General features: G+C 73.4%; 19 protein-coding genes. 12 read left to right on the top strand and 7 right to left on the bottom strand.

Annotated elements, in window-relative coordinates; translation table 11 throughout:
• Nucleotides 1-63: 63 nt before the first annotated feature.
• The 3 genes from HDA43_RS17200 to HDA43_RS17190 all read right to left on the bottom strand — a co-directional run bounded on the left by HDA43_RS17200 (nt 64) and on the right by HDA43_RS17190 (nt 3342).
• On the bottom strand, nt 64-867 hold the full coding sequence (locus tag HDA43_RS17200) for a hypothetical protein (RefSeq protein ID WP_179821948.1): 804 nt from the start codon (nt 865-867) through the stop codon (nt 64-66).
• Between the two features lie 145 nt (nt 868-1012).
• Nucleotides 1013-2623 (bottom strand): ATP-binding cassette domain-containing protein, encoded by a 1611-nt coding sequence (locus tag HDA43_RS17195; RefSeq protein WP_179821946.1) that lies wholly within the window; start codon nt 2621-2623, stop codon nt 1013-1015.
• Nucleotides 2624-2775: 152 nt separating this feature from the next.
• On the bottom strand, nt 2776-3342 hold the full coding sequence (locus HDA43_RS17190; protein WP_179821944.1) for a CGNR zinc finger domain-containing protein: 567 nt from the start codon (nt 3340-3342) through the stop codon (nt 2776-2778).
• Nucleotides 3343-3367: 25 nt separating this feature from the next.
• Here HDA43_RS17190 and HDA43_RS17185 point away from each other — a divergent pair, with 25 nt between their 5' ends.
• Together HDA43_RS17185 and HDA43_RS17180 are read left to right on the top strand one after the other, a co-directional pair.
• Nucleotides 3368-3541, top strand: coding sequence for a hypothetical protein (locus HDA43_RS17185; protein WP_179821942.1), 174 nt, complete (start codon nt 3368-3370; stop codon nt 3539-3541).
• 206 nt (nt 3542-3747) lie between these two features.
• Nucleotides 3748-5265, top strand: coding sequence for a glycosyltransferase family 39 protein (locus HDA43_RS17180; RefSeq protein ID WP_179821939.1), 1518 nt, complete (start codon nt 3748-3750; stop codon nt 5263-5265).
• 101 nt (nt 5266-5366) lie between these two features.
• On the opposite strand, the gene HDA43_RS17175 is transcribed toward HDA43_RS17180, so the two are convergent.
• Entirely contained in the window at nt 5367-6404 is a 1038-nt protein-coding gene (locus tag HDA43_RS17175) for a LacI family DNA-binding transcriptional regulator (protein ID WP_179821937.1), read from the bottom strand.
• A gap of 188 nt (nt 6405-6592) precedes the next feature.
• Here HDA43_RS17175 and HDA43_RS17170 point away from each other — a divergent pair, with 188 nt between their 5' ends.
• From HDA43_RS17170 to HDA43_RS17140, 7 genes are all read left to right on the top strand, one after another.
• Nucleotides 6593-8239: an ABC transporter substrate-binding protein gene (locus HDA43_RS17170; protein WP_179821935.1), complete on the top strand. Its 1647-nt coding sequence runs from the start codon at nt 6593-6595 to the stop codon at nt 8237-8239.
• A gap of 55 nt (nt 8240-8294) precedes the next feature.
• Nucleotides 8295-9242, top strand: a complete 948-nt coding sequence (locus HDA43_RS17165; protein ID WP_312873336.1) for an ABC transporter permease — start codon at nt 8295-8297, stop codon at nt 9240-9242.
• Nucleotides 9239-10129, top strand: a complete 891-nt coding sequence (locus HDA43_RS17160) for an ABC transporter permease (RefSeq protein WP_179821932.1) — start codon at nt 9239-9241, stop codon at nt 10127-10129. The genes HDA43_RS17165 and HDA43_RS17160 overlap by 4 nt, the downstream gene beginning before the upstream one ends.
• Complete coding sequence (locus HDA43_RS17155; RefSeq protein WP_179821929.1) at nt 10126-11127, top strand: ABC transporter ATP-binding protein; 1002 nt, start codon at nt 10126-10128, stop codon at nt 11125-11127. The genes HDA43_RS17160 and HDA43_RS17155 overlap by 4 nt, the downstream gene beginning before the upstream one ends.
• Nucleotides 11124-12083 (top strand): ABC transporter ATP-binding protein, encoded by a 960-nt coding sequence (locus HDA43_RS17150; protein WP_312873334.1) that lies wholly within the window; start codon nt 11124-11126, stop codon nt 12081-12083. Before HDA43_RS17155 ends, HDA43_RS17150 begins: the two co-directional genes overlap by 4 nt.
• Nucleotides 12080-13234: a C45 family autoproteolytic acyltransferase/hydrolase gene (locus HDA43_RS17145; protein ID WP_179821926.1), complete on the top strand. Its 1155-nt coding sequence runs from the start codon at nt 12080-12082 to the stop codon at nt 13232-13234. Before HDA43_RS17150 ends, HDA43_RS17145 begins: the two co-directional genes overlap by 4 nt.
• 127 nt (nt 13235-13361) lie before the next feature.
• Nucleotides 13362-13730, top strand: a complete 369-nt coding sequence (locus HDA43_RS17140; protein ID WP_246424012.1) for a maleylpyruvate isomerase N-terminal domain-containing protein — start codon at nt 13362-13364, stop codon at nt 13728-13730.
• Between the two features lie 66 nt (nt 13731-13796).
• On the opposite strand, the gene HDA43_RS17135 is transcribed toward HDA43_RS17140, so the two are convergent.
• Nucleotides 13797-14306 (bottom strand): COG4315 family predicted lipoprotein, encoded by a 510-nt coding sequence (locus tag HDA43_RS17135; protein ID WP_179821923.1) that lies wholly within the window; start codon nt 14304-14306, stop codon nt 13797-13799.
• A 176-nt stretch (nt 14307-14482) separates the two neighbouring features.
• Between HDA43_RS17135 and HDA43_RS17130 the strand changes: the two genes are divergently transcribed.
• Nucleotides 14483-15259 (top strand): class I SAM-dependent methyltransferase, encoded by a 777-nt coding sequence (locus HDA43_RS17130; RefSeq protein WP_179821921.1) that lies wholly within the window; start codon nt 14483-14485, stop codon nt 15257-15259.
• A gap of 95 nt (nt 15260-15354) precedes the next feature.
• Here the strand turns inward: HDA43_RS17130 and sigJ are convergent, their stop codons facing one another.
• On the bottom strand, nt 15355-16239 hold the full coding sequence (gene sigJ / locus HDA43_RS17125; RefSeq protein WP_179821918.1) for an RNA polymerase sigma factor SigJ: 885 nt from the start codon (nt 16237-16239) through the stop codon (nt 15355-15357).
• Nucleotides 16240-16343: 104 nt separating this feature from the next.
• Here sigJ and HDA43_RS17120 point away from each other — a divergent pair, with 104 nt between their 5' ends.
• On the top strand, nt 16344-17138 hold the full coding sequence (locus tag HDA43_RS17120) for an SDR family oxidoreductase (protein ID WP_179821915.1): 795 nt from the start codon (nt 16344-16346) through the stop codon (nt 17136-17138).
• Between the two features lie 4 nt (nt 17139-17142).
• Nucleotides 17143-17544, top strand: a complete 402-nt coding sequence (locus tag HDA43_RS36725; RefSeq protein WP_376770479.1) for a phosphotransferase — start codon at nt 17143-17145, stop codon at nt 17542-17544.
• Here the strand turns inward: HDA43_RS36725 and HDA43_RS17115 are convergent.
• On the bottom strand, nt 17490-18605 hold the full coding sequence (locus HDA43_RS17115; protein ID WP_179821912.1) for an alpha/beta hydrolase family protein: 1116 nt from the start codon (nt 18603-18605) through the stop codon (nt 17490-17492). The two genes, HDA43_RS36725 and HDA43_RS17115, sit on opposite strands and share 55 nt — an antisense overlap.
• Nucleotides 18606-18690: the final 85 nt, after the last annotated feature.

The raw sequence follows: 18690 nt of genomic DNA, 5'->3' as shown, positions 1-18690 counted from the left end.
ACGGGTCCCTTTGGACTGCGGGGGTTCACGGTGATCCGCCGGATCCGTGACGCGGCCGGGTCGTCAGGGGCGGGCGTCGGCGGTGAGCGTGGCGGGCCTGCCCCGGTCCTTGGCGAAGGGCGCCGTGGTCGGCTTGGCCGTGTTGACCGGGACGATGCCGCCGAGGGCCAGCGCGTCGTACGGGCGGCTGGTCGACCCCCAGGTGCCGGCGTGCACCTCGGCCCGGTCGATCTTCCCGGTGTCCTGGACGCTCTGGATGTTCAGGATGAACCTGCGCTTGGCGTTCGCCCGGACGTCGTCCACGAACGTGCTGCCCCCGCCGAGCAGCCTGCCGTCCCGGTCCCGCAGTAGCGCGGTGACCACCAGGTTCCCGGCCGGCAGGCGGTACGGCGAGCCGACGTACCCGGTGACGAGGTAGCCGTGGTCCTGCCGGGCCGTCAGGACGCCGGTGACGGGAAAGTCCTCGAAGGCCGAGACGATCCGGGCGGCCGGGCGCCACTGGGCGGAGCCGTAGGTGACGGTGACCTGCGAGGGCTTGCGCGCGGCGGTCGTCTGGCCGCTGAAGGGGAGCGTCCCGCCCGGCGGCACCGCGTCCAGCTGCTGCTCGGTCCGCACGATCTCCCGGCCCAGGGCGTCCTTGGCGACCACCGTGGCCACCACGTGCTCCCCGAAGTGCCAGGGGTTGGCGTTGGAGAGCACCCCGGCCCAGTTCACGACGTAGCCGTCGTCGCCCTTGACGACGGAGGAGACCTGCTCCCTGACCGTGAGCGGCCGGAGCGGGGCCGCCTGCCGCTTCTCCGTGCCGGAGGAGCATCCGGCCAGGAGCAGCAGGGCGATAACGCCGACGATTCGGGTGCTGTGCGTCACCCCATGGTGATAACCCGTATTCGGGACGTCCCCCAGGGGACACACGGGGAACGGCGGCATTCTTTACCGTTTCCGATCGGTGGCCGGGGGCGGATCCCGGGCCTGCGTCCCGGCATCGGCGGGCAGGCCGCGGGTCCGGGCGGCCCTACCGCGCGCGGACCACCCGGCTCTCGTCCCAGACCGGCTCGGGGGCCTCGTAGACCTTGCCGTCGGAGCCGAACACCAGGTAGCGGTCGAAGTCGTCGGCGAACCAGCGGTCGTGGGTGACCGCGACCACGGTGCCGTCGAAGGCGTCGAGCCCCTCCTGCAGCGCCTCGGCGCTGGCGAGGTCGAGGTTGTCGGTCGGCTCGTCGAGCAGCAGCAGCGTCGTGCCCGACAGCTCCAGCAGCAGGATCTGCAGCCGCGCCTGCTGCCCGCCCGACAGAGTCCCGAACCGCTGCTCGGCGACGTCCCCGGCCAGCTCGTAGCGGGCCAGCGCCTTCATCGCCTCGTTCTTCAGCCGGGCGTGCTCGGTCATGACGATCTCGCACGGCGTCCGGCCGATCAGCTCCGGGCGGGCGTGGGTCTGGGCGAAGTGGCCGGGCACGACCCGGGCTCCGAGCCTGGCCACGCCGGTGTGCCGGACGTCCTCGCCGGCCAGCAGGCGCAGGAAGTGCGACTTGCCGGAACCGTTGGAGCCGAGGACGGCGACCCGCTCGCCGTACCAGATCTCCAGGTCGAACGGCTTCATCAGGCCGGTGAGCTCCAGGCCTTCGCAGATCACCGCCCGCTTGGCGGTCCGGCCGCCCTTGAGGCGCATGCTGATGAACTGCTCCTTGGGCGCGGCCTCGGGCGGGCCGGCCTCCTCGAACCTGCGCAGCCGGGTCTGCGCGGAGTGGTAGGCGGCGGCCATGGTGTCCATGTACTTCGCCTTGTTCTTCAGCGTGTTGACCAGCTGCTTCAGCTTGGCGTGCTCCTCGTCCCAGCGCCTCTTCAGCTCGTCGAGGCGCTCGTTGCGCTCCCGGCGCGCCTGGGCGTAGGTGCGGAAGCCCCCGCCGTGCACCCAGATGTTGCCCGACTCGACGGTGATGATCCGGTCGGCGGCGTTGGCCAGCAGCTCCCGGTCGTGGCTGACCAGCACCACGGTCTTGGGCGTCTCGCGCAGCGCCCGCTCCAGCCAGAGCTTCCCCGGCACGTCGAGGTAGTTGTCCGGCTCGTCCAGCAGCAGCGTCTGGTCGGGCCCGCGCAGCAGCGCCTCCAGCACCAGCCGCTTCTGCTCGCCGCCCGACAGCGTGTTGACCTCGCGGTACTTGCACCGGTCGTACGGCACGCCGAGGGCGGCCATCGTGCAGGTGTCCCAGAGCACCTCGATGTCGTAGCCGCCCGCGTCGGTGTAGTCGGTGATGGCCTGCGCGTAGCGCATCTGGGCCTTCTCGTCCTCGCGCTCCATCATCACGAGCTCGGCGGCCTCCAGGCGCTCGGCGGCCTGCCGTACGCGTTCGGGGGCGACGCTGAGGAGGAGGTCGTGGACGGTCCGCCCGTCGCGGATGCCGCCGATGAACTGCCGCATGATCCCGAGCCCGCCGGAGCTCGCCACGCTCCCGTCGACCGGCTGGAGGTCGCCCGCGATGAGCCGCATGAGCGTGGTCTTTCCGGCGCCGTTGGGGCCGACGAGCGCGGCCTTGACACCGTCGCCGATCCGGAACGACACGTCGTTCAGCAACGGCCGCCCGTCCGGCAGCACATACGTCAGATGCCCGACCTCGACGTGTCCCACGGCGTTTTCCCTCTCTCAAGCTCCCGGGAAGAGTACATGCCGGTTTCGATGACGGGCATCCGGATTTCGGGTGACGGCGATCTGGTACGCGCCGTCGTGCCCGGTGCGCGGCGGAGGGAAGGCGGGTCACAGCCGGCTCAAGCCGTCCGAGGTCACGGCCGTACGGCTCCGGTGGCCGGCCGCGTGGACCCGGTCGGCGCACCGGCCGTACGGCTCCGGTGGCCGGCGACGTAGACCCGGTTGGCGCAGCGGACGCCGCAGAAGCGGCGCCGGCCGTTGCGGGAGGTGTCCACGTAGGCCACGTCGCAGCCGGGGCGGTCGCACACGCCCAGCCGGGTGTGGTCCTCGCAGATCGCGTGGGCCAGGCCGGAGGCGGTGTAGGCCCGCAGCCGGTCGACGATGGGCCCCCGCTCGTGGGCGAAGTGCAGGTGCGGCGCGCGGCCGTCGTGCCGGGAGATGTACGGCCGGCTGACGGTGACGGCCAGCAGGGCGTTGACCGCCTCCACCCGGCGGTCGAGGTCGGCGTCGGCGAAGACCGGGCGCAGCCGGTCGGCCCAGCGCAGCAGCTCCGCCGCCTCGGTGGGGTTCACCTGCCGGAAGGGACGGTAGTCGTGCTCCCGCAGCACCTCGGTGATCGTCTCAGGCGGGGTGCCGGGCTCCAGGTTCACCAGCGCGGCGGCGAGCTGGGCGGCGGCGCCGCCGTAAGGGTTGAAATGCATTGAACAATGACATCACGCTGGTGGCATGATCGACGAGATCGCGGCGGAAACGGGTCCCGACTGTCCGGCGTGCGGGCGGGCGGGCGTCACGGCCTCCACCCACGGCAGCGCGGAGGGGACGGTGGGCTACGCGCGGTGCGGGTGCGGCCGGTGGCTGGTCGTGCTGGCCGGACGGGTGATCGGCTTCACCATGGGGTGAGGCTTCATCGTGGAGCGGGGTCTCCTCGTGGGACGGCCTCGGCGGAGGCTCCGGGGAGTGGGCGGCACGGCCGGAGACGGCCCGGTCGCCCGAGCGGTTCCCGGGCGCCTCCGCCGGGCCGGCCGTACCCCATGGTCATGACGGCGCCGGAGGAAGATGATGGCGGGGTGCCGGAAACCCCCCGTTCCGCTCGCGTGCCCGTCGCCGTGACCGCTCTGGCCACCCTCGCCGCGCTGCTGGCGGTGAGCCCCCGCTACGGGTACCACCGTGACGAGCTGTACTTCCGCCTGCTGGGCGAGCACCCGGCGCTCGGATACTTCGACACCCCGCCGCTGACCCCGATGATCGCCCGCGTCTCGATCGGGCTGTTCGGGGACGGCGTGACCGCGCTGCGCGTCCTCCCCGCCCTGTCCGCGGCCCTCGTGGTGGTCCTGACGGCCCTGCTGGCCCGGGAACTGGGCGGCGGACGGACCGCCCGGATCGTCGCCGCGGCGGGCGTCGCCGCCACGACCCTGGTCCTGGTCGCCGGGCACACCCTGCTCACCCTGAGCGCCGACCTGCCGCTGTGGGTCGCGGCGATCCTGTTCTGCGTCCGGGCGCTGCGGGGCGACGGCCGCTGGTGGCTCGCGGTGGGGGCCGTCGCGGGCGTCGCGACCTACAACCGGCAGCTCGTCGTGCTGCTCCTGGTCGCCGTGGGCGTGGGTGTCCTGGCCGTCGGCCCGCGCGACGTGCTGCGGGACCGCCGGCTCTGGCTCGGCGTCCTGGTGGCCCTGGTGCTCGCCGCGCCCAACCTGGTCTACCAGGCGACGCACGGCTGGCCGCAGCTGCAGATGGCCGCGGCGCTGGAGGCGGACGACGGCGCGGAGAACCGGGTCATGTTCGTGCCGCTGCAGATCCTGCTGCTCGGGCCGGTCCAGGCCGTGCTCCAGGTGGCCGGTTTCGTACGGCTGTGGCGGGAGCCGCGCCTGCGGTGCCTCGCCCTGGCCTACCCGGTGGCCTGCGCGCTGGTGCTGTACTCGGGAGGGCGTGCCGACTACGTCGCGGGCCTGCTCGTGCTGCTCTTCGCGGCGGGCTGCGGCCCCGCCGAACGCTGGATGTCCGGCGCGGGGCGTACGGCGGAGCGGGCGGCGGGACGGCCGGCGGAAGAGACGGCGGAGCGGGCGGCGGGACGGGCGACGGAGCGACCGCCGGGGCGGGCGGGACGGCGCGCGCTGCTCGGCGGGTTCCTGGCCGCCGGCGCGCTCGTGTCGGCCGTCGTCGCGCTGCCGGTCGTCCCGCCCGCGTCCCTGGAGGGGACCCCGGTCGCCGCGCTGAACGAGGTGGCGCGCGAGTCGGTCGGCTGGCCGGAGTTCGCCGCGCGGGTCGCCGCCGTGGTCCGGGACCTGCCGCCCGCGGACCGGGCGCGGGCCGTGCTCCTCACCGAGAACTACGGCGAGGCCGGCGCGCTGACCCGCTACGCCCGGCGGTACGGGCTGCCCGCCGTCTACAGCGGCCACAACGAGCTCTACCGGTACGGCCCGCCGCCCACCTCGGCGCGGGTCGCGGTGGTCGTGACCGACGACCCGGCCGGTTACGCGCGGTCGTTCGCCTCGTGCGAGCGGCGCGGCCGGATCGACAACGGTGTCGGCCTGTCCAACGAGGAGCAGCACCTGCCGATCCTCGTCTGCCGCGACCCGGTGGCCCCGTGGGACCGGCTGTGGCCGCAGGCCCGCCACTACAGCTGACCTTGGCCCGCGCCGCGGCCAGCGGTGATCGGCGACCGTCCCCGGTAACCGCTCCAGCCTGCTCGAAGCGACCGCCCGGCACGATGGCCCGGGGACGGCGGTCAGGCGGGGCCGGTCGAGGCGCGGACGTGCAGCCGGGCGGGGATGACGACCGGCCCGTCGGCCGGCTCCCCGTTGAGGCGGGCGATGAGCAGCTCGACGGCCGCCCGGCCCGACTCCTCCGGCGCGAGGTCGAGCGCGGTGATCGCGGGAGAGGCGATGCGGGTCTGCTGCGCGTCCGACCCGGCCGTCACGAGCAGGTCGTCCGGCACGGCCACGCCGAGCCGCAGGGCCTCGGCCAGCACGCCCGACGCGTGGCGGCCCGTCTGGCAGTGGACGGCGTCGGGCCGCTCCCCCGCGCCGGTGAGCAGCCGCCGGGCGGCGTCGCGCCCGCCGTCCTCGCCGGCCGCCTCGGGGACGCGCAGTATCCGCGCCGGCATGGCGTGGCGCGCGGTCCACTCCCGGTAGGCCAGCTCGGCGTCGACGTTCCAGGCGTTGTCGTCCGTACCGGCCAGGAAGGCGACGCGCCGGGCGCCGCGCGAGCGCAGCAGGTCGAGCATGCGCTCGGTCTCCCGGGCGTCGTCGGTGCCGACCCAGTCGGTGAAGTCCGGCCGTCCGGGGTCGCGGCCCACCGCGACGACCGGCACGGACGCGTCGAGGAGCCGGGTGAGGACCGGGTCGTCGCGCGTCGGGTCGCCGATGACGTAGCCGTCCACGCCCAGGGCGGCCCGGGAGACGTCCGAGCGCGTCAGGTCGGGCACCAGCATGAGCCCGAGGCCGTGGTCGAGCGCGGTGACCGCCGCCGCGCCGGCGAACCGTACGAAGTAGTCGACGCCCTCGGGGATGTAGGAGCCGATGGCGTCGAGGGGGCGCATGTCGAGGCCGAGCACGCCGGTGCGCCCGCGGCGCAGGCCCCGCGCCATGGGGTGGGCGCGGTAGGCCAGCCGCTCGGCGACGGCGAGCACCTTCCGGCGGGTCTCCTCCGAGGCCGTGCCCTTGCCGTTCAGCGCGTGGGAGACCGTGGTGACCGAGACTCCGGCTTCGCGGGCGACGTCTCTGATCGTCGCGCGCGCGGCGGGGGGCGGCGCCTCCTTCGACATAGGTAAAGAGTAGGACACAAAACCTTTTACTAGGGGTTTTTCTCCGGTACCGTCCATTTTCCAAAACGTTTTGTGCGTGGTACCGCCGCCGATCGCGTCGCAGGGGCCACTCACTGCCCCGCGACGAGCGATCACCCACCGCCCCGCTGCGGGGCCGACCCCCTTCTGAAGTGTTCGGAGGACTGAGGATGCGTATACGTGCGACGGCGGCCCTCGCCGTCACGCTCGGCCTGGGCCTGTCCGCGTGCGGCGGCGGAACGGCCGGCGGCCCGGCCGCCCCCGCCGGCCCGGCGGCCGCGCGGCAGACCGGTGACCTGCTCGTCACCACCCCCGCGGCGAAGGGCGAGCTGGACAGGGCCACGTGGAACCTGCCGTTCGGCGAGCCCGCGTCGCTCGACCCGATCAAGGCGTTCAACTACCCCGAGAACACGGTCGTGGCCAACCTCTGCGAGGGCCTGATGCGGCTCGACCCCGACTACTCGGTGAAGCCCAACCTCGCCGAGAAGGTCACCAACCCCGACCCGAAGACCTGGGTCTACACCCTGCGCGAGGGCGTGACCTTCTGGGACGGCGAGCCGATGACCGCCGACGACGTGGTGTTCAGCCTCCGCCGCCACCTCGACCCCGACGAGGGCAGCTACTGGGCGTCCGACCAGATCACCGGCAACATCGACTCGATCGAGAAGACCGGTGACCACGAGGTCACGATCCGGCTGAAGCAGCCCGACGCCACGCTCAACTCCTACATGGTCACGCCCGTCGGCGTGATCGTCGAGAAGGCCCAGCGGGAGAAGGCCGGCGCCAAATACGGCACGCCCGAGGGATCGGTCATGTGCACCGGCCCCTTCAAGGTCGCCTCCTGGCAGAAGGGTTCCAAGATCACGCTGGACCGCAACGACGCCTACTGGGACGCGGCCCGCAAGGCCAAGACCAAGCAGCTCGACCTGCAGTTCATCGTCGACCCGGGCGCCATCGCGAGCGCGCTCGACACCGGCGCCATCGACGGGTCCTACGACGTGCCCGTCGGCGCGCTGGACCGGCTGTCGGCGTCGCAGAACGGCAAGCTGTACCTCGGCAGGTCACTGCAGATGGTCGCCGTCATCAGCACCGGCAACGGCCTCCTCGGCGACCCGGCGGTACGGCGCGCGCTGGCCATGGCCACCGACCGCGAGGCGATCGCCCAGACCGTGTTCGCCGGGACCGCCCAGGCGTCGCGCTCGCTGGTGCCGCGCGGCGGCTGGTCCTACGGCGACGAGGTGTTCGGGCCCGCCTACGACGCCCTGCCGGACACCAGGAAGAACATCGAGGAGGCGAAGAAGCTCGTCGCGGGCAAGACCGGCGGCGCGCCGATCGTCATCGCCTACCCCAGCGAGCGCCAGTTCTACGCCGACATCCTGTCGGAGGTCGCCAACGCCGGCCGTGAGCTCGGCCTCACCATCCAGCCCAAGGGCGTGCCGAGCGCGCAGTACGGCGCCTTCTTCTCCGACGCCAAGGCGCGCGCCGGATACGACGGGTTCATGACGACGAACTACATGGACATCCCCGACCCGCTCGCCTTCCTGCGCACGATCGCGGCCAAGGGCGGTTCGCAGAACTTCAACGGCTACGAGGACCCGCAGGTGCAGGACCTCATCGGGAAGGCCGCGGCCACCGCCGACGACACCGAGCGCGCCAAGGTCACGACGGAGATCCAGTCGAAGGTCATGGAGCAGACGCCCTGGATCCCGATCGCGGCCCCGGCCGTCCAGCTGTTCCTCAACAAGCGGGTGACCGGGGTCCCGGCCTCGTTCGTCTACCTCTACTCCCCCTGGGCGGCGAGCCTGGGGGCGGCCTGACCACGACCGGCCCGGGGCGCGGCGACGCGCCCCGGGCCTTCGTAACGGAGTCCTCGTGCAACGCTTCGTGATCCGGCGGCTCGGCGCGCTGGCCGTCACCCTCCTGTTCTCCAGTTTCGTCATCTACGGGGCGATGTACCTCGCGCCCGGCACCCCCGAGAGCTTCCTCGTCCAGGGCCGGACGGTCAGCCCCGAGGTCCTCGCCTCGATCCGCGCCCAGTACGGCCTGGACGACCCCTTCCTGCTGCGGTACTGGCACTGGCTGACCGGCGTGCTCACCGGCGACCTCGGCGAGTCCCTCACCACCCGCCAGGACGTCGCCTCGCTGCTGGCCTCGCGCATCCCCACGACCGTCTGGCTCACGGCCTACGCCGCCCTGCTGATCGTGGTGTTCGGCGTCGTGGCCGGGGTGGTGGCCGGACTGCGCGGCGGCCTCCTCGACACGGCAGTGCTGCTGGGCTCCAGCGTGGGCTTCGCGGTCCCCACCTTCTTCGCGGCGCTGCTGCTGATGAGCGTCTTCTCCGTGACGCTGGGCTGGTTCCCGGTCTTCGGGGCCGGCTCCGGCTTCTCCGACCGGATACTGCACCTGACGCTGCCGGCGGTGGCGCTCGCGCTGCCCGCGGCGGCGGTGGTCGCCAGGATCACCCGCACCGCCGTGGTGGAGGAGCGCGACACCGAGCACGTCTCCGTCGCGCTGGCCCGCGGCGTCCCGTGGCGTACGGTGGCCCGCCGGCACATCGTCCGCAACGCCATGCTGCCGGTGACGACGATCGTCGGGGTGAACATCGCGGCGCTCGTCGCGGGCGCGACGGTCGTCGAGCACGCCTTCACCCTCGACGGCGTCGGCGCGCTGCTCATCAACGCCGTGCAGCAGAAGGACTTCGCCGTCGTCCAGGCCGTCGCACTCGTCCTGGTCGCGGTGTTCGGCGTGGTCAACCTCGTGATCGACGTCCTCTACGCGGTGATCGACCCGCGCGTCCAGCTCGGAGGTGAGAGCGCGTGAAAACCGCAGTCTCCGCCCCGCCCGCCCGGCGACCCGGCGGCCCGGCCGGACGACGGCGGCCCGGCGGCGGCCTGTCCGGGCGGCTGGGCCCGCTCGGCGTCGCCGCGGTCGCGGTCGCGGCGCTGCTCGTGCTGGCCGCGCTGCTCGCGCCGGTGCTCGCGCCGTACGAGCCGGACATCGGCAGCATCGTCCAGCGCTACCTCCCACCCGGCCCCGAGCACCTGCTCGGCACCGACCAGTCCGGCCGCGACCTGCTGTCCCGGCTGCTGTACGGCGCGCGGACCAGCCTGCTCGGCGCCGCCGCGGTCGTGGTGATCGCCGGGGTCGGCGGCACCCTGCTGGCGCTCGTCGCCACCTGGTTCGGCGGGCGCGTCGACGCCTTCATCGGCCGGGTGCTGGACCTGCTGTTCGCCTTCCCGAACCTGCTGTTGGCGATCATCGTCGTCGCGGTGTTCGGGACCGGCATGGCGCAGGCCACGGTCGCGCTCGCCATGGCGTACGTGCCCTACACCGCCCGCGTGCTGCGCAGCGTCGCGCTGCGGGAACGGCGGCTCCCCTACGTCCAGGCGGCCGAGCTGCAGGGCCTGTCCGGGGTCACGGTGAGCGGGCGGCACCTGCTGCCCAACATCGCGCCGCAGATCCTGACCGGCGCCGCCATCAACTTCGGCTACGCGATGATCGACCTGGCCGCGCTGTCGTTCCTCGGTCTCGGCGTCCAGCCGCCGACCGCCGACTGGGGACTGATGGTCTCCCAGGGGCAGGACTCCCTGCTGCAGGGGTACCCGCAGCAGAGCCTGCTCGCGGGCACGTGCATCGTCGTCGCGGTGGCCGCGTTCAGCGTCATCGGCGAACGGCTCGGCGGCCGCGCCGCAGGAGGCAGGGCATGAGCGTTCTCGAACTCGACGATGTCCGTCTCGCCGTACCGCACCCCTCCGGGGACCGGACGCTGCTGCGCGGAGTCTCCCTGTCGGTGGCGCCCGGCGAGGCGCTCGGCCTGGTCGGCGAGTCCGGCTCGGGAAAGTCGATGACGCTGCGGACCGTGCTGCGGACCGAGCCGCGCGGCGCCCACGTCGCCGGCCGGGTGCTGCTGGACGGCCGCGACGTGCGCGGCCTCGGCCCGGCGGAGCTGCGCCGGGTCCGCGCCGAGTCCCTGGCGATGATCAGTCAGGACCCCCGGGCCGCGCTGAACCCGCTGCTGCGTGTCTCACGGTTCCTCGTCGAGGGGCTGTGCGACGCGCGCGGGGATGACGAGCGGACGGCCACCCGCCGGGCCCGCGACCTGCTCGCGCAGGTCGGGATCGCCGACGTGGACCGCTGCATGAACTCCTACCCCCACCAGCTGTCCGGCGGCATGCTCCAGCGGGTCGTCATCGCCGCCGCCGTGGCGGGCTCGCCGCGGCTGCTGCTCGCCGACGAGCCGACGACGGCGCTCGACGTGACCACGCAGTCGGAGGTCATGGCGATCCTCGACGAGCAGCGGCGCGAACGCGGCATGTCGATGATCTTCGTCACCCACGACCTGGAGCTGGCCTCGGCGGTGTGCGACCGGATCGCCGTGATGTACGCCGGGGAGATCGTCGAGATCTCGACCCCGGAACGGCTCCACGCGGCGCCGCGGCACCCGTACACGCGCCTGCTGCTGGACTCCCGGCCCAGCCTCACCGCGCGGGCCCCGGTGCTCCCCGTCATCCCGGGGCGGCCGGTCGCCGCCTACGAGGTCGGTGGGGGCTGCGCGTTCGCCGGCCGCTGCCCCTGGTCGGAACCCGGGTGCACCGACGGCGAGATCCCGCTCGTCCGGGACGGGGACCGCGCCGTACGGTGCGCGCGCGAGGAGGAACTGGCCGGCGAGCTGGCCCACGCGACGGGGACGGAGGCGACGGCGTGAACGACGACGTGAAGGGCACGGACGGCGGCGTCATCGGCCGCGCGGGCGGCGGCTCTCGCCGTACGGCCGGCGCGGGCGGTTCCGGGGGTTCCGGCGCGAAAGGTCCGGGCGGCGCGGGCGGTTCCGGCGGGAACGTCATCGAGATCAGCGGGCTGTGCAAGCGGTTCGTCACCGGCCGGGGCTCGGGGCGCCGTACGGTCGACGCCCTCGACGACGTCAGCCTCACCGTGGCCGACGGAAGCTGCCTGGCCGTGGTCGGCGAGTCGGGATCGGGAAAGTCGACCCTGGCCCGGATCCTCGTCGGGCTGGAGGCCGCGGACGCCGGGGAGGTCGTCCTCGCCGGACGTCCGGTGGCCCGGCGGCCGCGCCGGGCCGAGCGGCGGGCCCGCGCCCGGGACATCCAGATGGTGTTCCAGGACCCCAACGGGTCGCTGAACCGCCGCCGCACCGCCGGGTCGGCGATCTCGGAGGTACTGGCGGCCCACCACCGGGTCACCGGCGCCGAGGCGCGCCGCCGCGTCGAGGAGCTGCTGGAACAGGTCGGTCTGCGCCCCGCGCACGCCCGGTCCCTGCCCGGCGAGCTGAGCGGCGGCCAGCGGCAGCGGGTGGCGATCGCGCGGGCGCTGGCCGCCGAACCCCGCGTCCTCGTGCTCGACGAGGCCGTGGCCGCGCTCGACGTGTCGGTGCAGGCCCAGGTCCTGAACCTGCTGTCGGAGATCCGGCGGGACCGCCGGCTCACCTATCTGTTCATCACCCATGACCTGTCCGTCGTACGGCAGGTGAGCGAGGAGGTCGTCGTCATGCGACAGGGCCGCATCGTGGAACGCGGGAGCACGACCCAGGTGCTGGACGACCCGCAGCACCCCTACACCAGGCTGCTGCGCGACAGCGCGCCCCGGCCTGGATGGCGGCCGGTCCGCGCCATCGGCCGCGACGCCGCGGAGGTGGAGGCGTGAACCGCGCGCACCTGCGGCTGGAGGAGACCCGCCCCCGCGCCCGCGGCCGGGAGCGGGGCCGCCGGGCCGCCGCCGAGATCGCCCGGACCTGGCGGACGTACGCCGAGCTCTTCGACGCGACCGCCGCGGCCGGGGGCAGGTCGCTCGACGTCCCCGCGCTCGCGCTGGCGAGCGTCGCGGCCACCCGCGCGTGGGCGCCGGACCTCGCCGAGGAGATGGAGGGTGTGGCCGAGGGCGCGGACGTGCCGCTGTGGGTCGTCGCCGCGCTCAACGCCCGGACCGAGATCCTGTCGGAGGCCGCCGCGCCCCGCGCGGGCGAGTGCTCCACGGTGGTCCACGTGGGGGCCTCCCGCTCCGGGACCTCCGGCGGAGACGGCACGGCGAGCGGCGCGGCCGGCCGTACCGTGGGAGGTCAGAGCTGGGACTGGCACGAGGAGCTGGCCGACGGCTGGCACGCGCAGTCGGTCCGCGGCGCGGCGGGTGACCCGGCGGACGGCGGCTCGCTGGCGTTCACCGGCATCACCGAGTACGGCATCCTGGGGAAGATCGGGCTCAACGAGGCCGGGGTGGGCGTGCTGTTCAACATCCTCGGCCACGCCGGCGACGGCGCGGGCGGCGTGCCCGTCCACCTCGTCGCCCGCAGGGCGCTCGGCTCCGCGACGTCGTTCGACGAGGCGATCGCCGTCATCACCGGCGCCCCGGTCTCCGCCTCCACCGTGATGACGGTCGTGACCGCCGGCCGGGCCGCGTCGGTCGAGGTCAGCCCGGCGGGCGCCGCGGTGGTACACCCGGACGCCGAGGGCTGGCTGGTCCGCACCAACCACTTCCAGGACCCGGTGCTGGCCGCCGGGGAGCACCGCGGGCGGCTGGAGCCGGAGACCTACGACCGGCTGCGCGTGCTGGGCGAGCGGGTCCGCGGGCGCGACGGGATCGCCGGCCCCGACGACCTCGCAGCCCTGCTCACCGCCCACCCCGGTGACGGGGCCGAGGTCTGCTGCCACGCCCCGGCCGGTGGACGGCTCGGCACCCGGTGGGCGACCCTCGCCACGGTGCTGGTGGAACCGGCCGCGGGCCTGTTCCAGGTGCACGACGGCGGCCCCTGCACGGCGGGGCCCGGGACGTGGGAGACGCTCGCCGTCCCCACGGGGTGAGCTCCGGCGCTCGGATCTGAACGGCCGATTTACGGAATGGAGCATTCCGTTCTGATATGATCGACGCAACGGATCGCGCCGGAGAGGCGGTGCCGGCCCGGCCGGAGCCGAGAAGCGGGAAAACGAGATGAACGAGAACGCGACCACGTGGACCGTGCTGGCCGAGGCCCACCGGGCGCTGCGCGACGCCGTTCGCGGGGTCGCCGCCGGGGACTGGGACCGGCCCACCCCGTGCGCGGAGTGGAACGTCACCCAGGTGCTCCAGCACGCCGCGGGTGACCAGATCGGCTTCGCCTCGTTCATCACCGGAGGGCCCGGCCCGGCCGAGAACCCGTTCGCGCCCTCCGGCAGGCTCGCCGCCTCCCCCGAGACGGTGGCCGAGGAGGCGATGCGGGCCTCCGCCGACGCCTGGGCGACGGTCGGCGAGGACGAGCAGGAGGTCCCGGTCCCCGTCCCGCCCAACAAGCTGCCCGCCCGGCTCGGCGTCGGCGCCTGAGCCCGCGGGCGGCCGGAGAGTCCCCGGGACATCCTGAGCCGGCGGCCAGGGGTCCCGGGGCCGACCTCAGTCCTCCGCCTTCCTGCCGTTCGCGCCGACGGCGTACCACTCGTCGCCGAAGCTCTCCACATCGTGGCCGGTGACGTCACCGGGCCGATGGTCCTTGACGTAGTAGTAGAGCGGGTGGCCCCCGTAGGTCACCTGCCTCGTGCCGCCCGTCCGCCGGACGGTGCCGAGCAGCGACGCCCTGACGCCGTTCCCGGCCCGCGGCCGGTCCCCGGTGAGGTACGGCGGCCACACCCCGGCACAGTCGTCATAGCACCTGGACCTGTCCTTCCGGTCCTTCTCGAACAGGTACAGGGTGCGGCCCCCGGCGCCCGTCAGCACCTTCCCGAGCCTCGTCTCGCCCAGCCCGACCCGGGACCGGGTGGTCGGCGAGACGGACGGCCCGACGTGGGTGGGTGACGCCTTGACCTGGTCCGCGGCGACCGGCCCGGTCGCCCCCGCCTCGCCCGCGCCGCAGCCGGCCGCGAGCAGCCCGAGAGCGAGCACGCCTATGGGGAGTGTTTTCTTCATCTCCGGCCTCCAGGAGAGTGTGATCGACACTCCTGCCAGGACACAGGTGATCATCCGCATCCGGCTCCGCGACACGAACCGCTTGGCCATGCCTTTACCCGCCCCTGCCGTCGCTTCCCCGGCTGATACGGCAATCGGCAATCAACCCGCACGGCCCGCGCATCTACCCTGAAGACATGATCTCCCGGGCTGAGTTGTTCGCCGGTGCCGCCACCTACTACGCGCGTCACCGTACGGACTACGGGTCAGAGGTCGTCGAGCACATCGCCGGCGAGCTGGCCCTCGACGCCGCGTCGCGGGTGCTGGACCTGGGCTGCGGGCCCGGCACCCTGGCCATCCCCCTCGCGGCCAGGGCCGGTGAGGTGGTGGCCGTCGATCCCAGTGAGGAGATGCTCACCGAGGGCGCCCGGCACGGCGTCCCCGGGATCCGCTGGGTGCGAGGCGACTCCTCGATGCTCGACGAGCTGCCGCTCGGCCGGATCGACCACGTCGTCATGGGCCGCTCCTTCCACTGGATGGACCGCGAGCGGGTGCTCGACGACCTCGACCGGCTGCTGCCCGCGCACGGCGCGGTCGTCCTCGTCGGTCCCGTCCACGACCCGGAGGAACCCCCCTGGGAGCCGGTGGCGCAGGCCGTACGGCGGGACTTCGGGCTGGAGTGGCGGGCGAACAGCGAGTCCTACGAGCAGACCGGGCGGCACCACGACGACGTGCTGCGCGAGTCGCCGTTCCGCCGGATGGAGTCCCGGTGCTTCACCCGCGTGATCCGCCGCTCCGCCGAGGACATCGTGGGCCTGCAGCTGTCGTTCTCCTACTCCTCGCCCGCGCGTCTCGGCGACCGGCTGCCCGCGTTCACCGAGGCGCTGCGCGAGGCGCTGGCCGCGGCGAACCCGGGCGGGGCGGACTGGGAGGAGGAGGACGTCACCGACGTCCTCATCGCCCGCAGACCCTGACACGGCGATTCGTGGAACGCTCCTGGGGTCCCTGGAGAAGTGCGGCGCCCCGGGGTTCGCCGCCACCTCACGGTCGCTACCGGAGATCCAGGGGATCAGCCGCCGAGGAGCGGCAGGTCGAGCCGGTTCAGGCGGTCGGGGTCGGACAGCACGTCGATGGTGGCGATCCGCCCGCCGGTGACGGTGAACGCCATGACGGACAGCGGCCGCCCGTTCGCGGCGACGACCACCCCGGCGGCCCCGTTGACCAGCGCGGGCCGTACGAACGGGGAGAACCGTCCGAAGGTGACCGCCTGCCCGGCCACGGTCCGCGCGCCGCGGAACGTGACGGTGTGGCGGGCGCGCGCCGTACCGCCGTCGGACCGCAGCACGACCTCCGGGTCCAGCACGGCGACGAGCGCGTCGAAGTCGCCGTCGCGGGCGGCGGCGAAGAACGCGTCTACCACGCCGCGCTGCCGGGCGAGGTCGGGATCGGGCACCGGGGCCTGCCCGCGCACCCGGCGGCGCGCCCGGCTCGCGAGCTGCCGCGCCGCGGCCGGGGACCGCTCGATCACCGGGGCGATCTCCTCGAACGGCACGGCGAACATGTCGTGCAGCACGAACGCGAGCCGCTCGGCCGGTGACAGCGTTTCAAGCACCACCAGCAGCGCCAGCCCGACCGAGTCGGTCAGCACCGCCTCGCGCTCGGGGTCGGTCCCGGACTCCGGGCTGACGACCGGGTCGGGCATGTGCGCCTCGAAGGGGTCCTCGCGCCGCTGCTCGCGCGAGCGCAGCACGTTCAGGCACACCCGCGCCACCACCGTGGTCAGCCACCCGCCGAGGTTCTCCACGCCGTCGGCGCCGTCGCGGTCGAGACGCAGCCACGCCTCCTGGACCGCGTCGTCGGCCTCGCTCACCGAACCGAGCATCCGGTAGGCCACCCCCCGCAACCTGGCCCGATGCTCCTCGAAACGCTCGGCCAGCAGGCTGCGTTCGTCCACCGTGTCACATTCCTTCCTCGCGGCGTGTCACAACAGTAGGCCCCCGAAAACGGGTCGAAACGACTGGGAGATCACCTCCCGGACCGGACGAACGTGGAGAGATCATGACGTCACCCATCCTGGTCACCGGCGGCACCGGCACCCTCGGACGCCTCGTCGTGCCGCTCCTGCGGAACGCCGGCCGCGACGTGCGGGTACTGAGCCGCCGCGACCACGGGCCCACGGACGGCATCGAGTACGTGACCGGCGACGTGAGCACCGGCGAGGGACTCGACGCGGCGCTGAAGGGGGTCGAGACCATCGTGCACTGCGCCGGGAGCGCCAAGGGCGACGAGGTCAAGGCCCGGAACCTGGCTCGGGCGGCGGCCGGGGCCGGCGCCGGGCACCTCGTGTACATCTCGGTCGTCGGCGCCGACCGGGTCCCGGTCGTCAGCGGCGTGGACCGCGCCATGTTCGGCTACTTCGCCGCCAAGCGGGAGGCCGAGCGCGTCGTGGCCGGGTCCGGCGTGCCGTGGACCACCCTGCGCGCCACCCAGTTCCACGACTGGATCCTGACGACGCTGGGGCAGATGGCCAAGCTGCCGGTGATGCCGCTGTGGGCCGGCGCCCGGTTCCAGCCGGTCGACGCGGGCGAGGTGGCGGACCGGCTGGTGGAACTGGCGCTGGGCGAGCCGGCCGGCCTCGTGCCCGACATCGCCGGCCCACGCGTGTACGGCATGGCCGAACTGGCCCGCGACTACCTGCGGGCCACCGGCAAGCGCCGACTGATCATGCAGGTCAGGACCCCCGGGAAGGCCGCGGCCGCCTACCGGGAGGGCGCCAACCTCGCCCTCGACCGGGCCGTCGGCCGCCGCACCTGGGAGGACTTCCTGGCGGAGCGGGCGGGCCAGGCCCGGTGACGGCATGTCCGTACGGCTGCCCCGCAGGCCGGGGTCCGGTGCCCAGGTCGAGAAGGATCTGCGGTGGCTGCCGCGGTTCGCCCCGCTCCTTCCCGTGGACGTCCCGGTGCCGCCCGGCAGGGGTGAGCCCACCGAGTTCTTCCCGAGGCCCTGGTCCGTCCACCGGTGGCTCGACGGCGAGAACCCGTCCGCCGACCACCTGCGGCACTCGCCCGGCACACGATCGGCGAGGTCCTCACCGACCACGAACACGCGCGGTCCTGGTGTCGGCCCGAGGGGTCACCGGGTCGGCGTGCAGGGCGTCACTGCCGTCCGGACGGTGCTGATCGCCTCCGGTCGGCACCGGACCGTTCATCCGTTGCCGGGCCGGTCCGCCGCCAGGTGGGCGCGTACCGCGTGGTCGTAACGGGCCCGGTCGACGTTCCACGCTTCGGTGTGCTCGCCCCGCGCGAACTCTTCGAAGGTGATGTTCCAGCCCAGTCGCCGGCCCGTGGCCACCAGGCCGCGGGCCTCCTCGATCGGATGATCGGTGTCCGGAGTGGTGTGGATCAACAGCAGCGGCGGCCTGACCTTCGGCGGGTGGCGGATGAGGCTGAGCCGGTCCACCTCCACGCCGGTCCTCCACCGGACGACCTGGTTCGACAGCGAGGCGACGAACGCGGGCAGGTGGTGGTTCCACGCACCCTGCTCGGCCGTCATCCGTACGTCGATCATCGGCGCGTCCATGATCACCTTGTTGACCAGACCGGCCAGTTCGGACCTGGCCAGAAGCTGCCCGATGATCTGTCCGCCCATCGACGTTCCGTACAGCACGAACCGCCTGGCCCCCAACCGCCGCGCCTCGCGCAGTGCGGCCTCCAGGTCACGCCACTCCGAGTCGCCCAGGTGGAGCAGACCGTCGGGGGAGGCAGGCGCGCCTTCGTCGTTGCGGTAGCTGATGTCCAGGAAAGGCAGTCCGAGGTCGTGCACCACGGGAAGGACCTTGAGTTCGGCCTTGCGCCGCCCGTTCTGCCCGTGCACGGCCACGAACCACGTGGTGCCTCTGCCGGGTACGTACCAGGCGGGGGCGGGTCCCAGCTCCGTCGGAATCATGATCTCGGAGAAGTCGATGCCCCAGGCCACTTTGGGATCACCCGGTGGGACATTGCCGAAGTATCCCGGTGTCCCCTGAGAAGGCATGGGCCCGCGCAGCACCTGACGCGTGACCCTTCCCGGCGACCGCGTCACGATGCCGCCCAGCATGGTGTACGCGCCCGTCCACCCCAGCCAATAGGTGCCGGGTTTGATCGTCTCGTGCGTTTCGGTCAGTGTGACCGTTCCATCCCCCACGGCGAGTACGTTGGTGTTGCTCTCGCCGTAGCGAACGACCTTCACGCCGGCTTCGCTGCCGAACCAGGCACCGGACGCGACCGCGCCCACCACCAGCACAAGCACGATGACCAGGGCCTTCCTGAACACTGAGGCCATTGAGAATCCTCCGTACGTCCCGTTCGCACAGCTCCCTGAAGACGAGCTCGCCCGGCCCGGCGCGCCTTCCGATTCCGCGACGCCT

This window comes from Streptosporangium sandarakinum (assembly GCF_013409935.1).
GTDB classification, from domain to species: domain Bacteria; phylum Actinomycetota; class Actinomycetes; order Streptosporangiales; family Streptosporangiaceae; genus Streptosporangium; species Streptosporangium nondiastaticum.
This window is presented reverse-complemented; position numbering and strand designations above follow the sequence as displayed.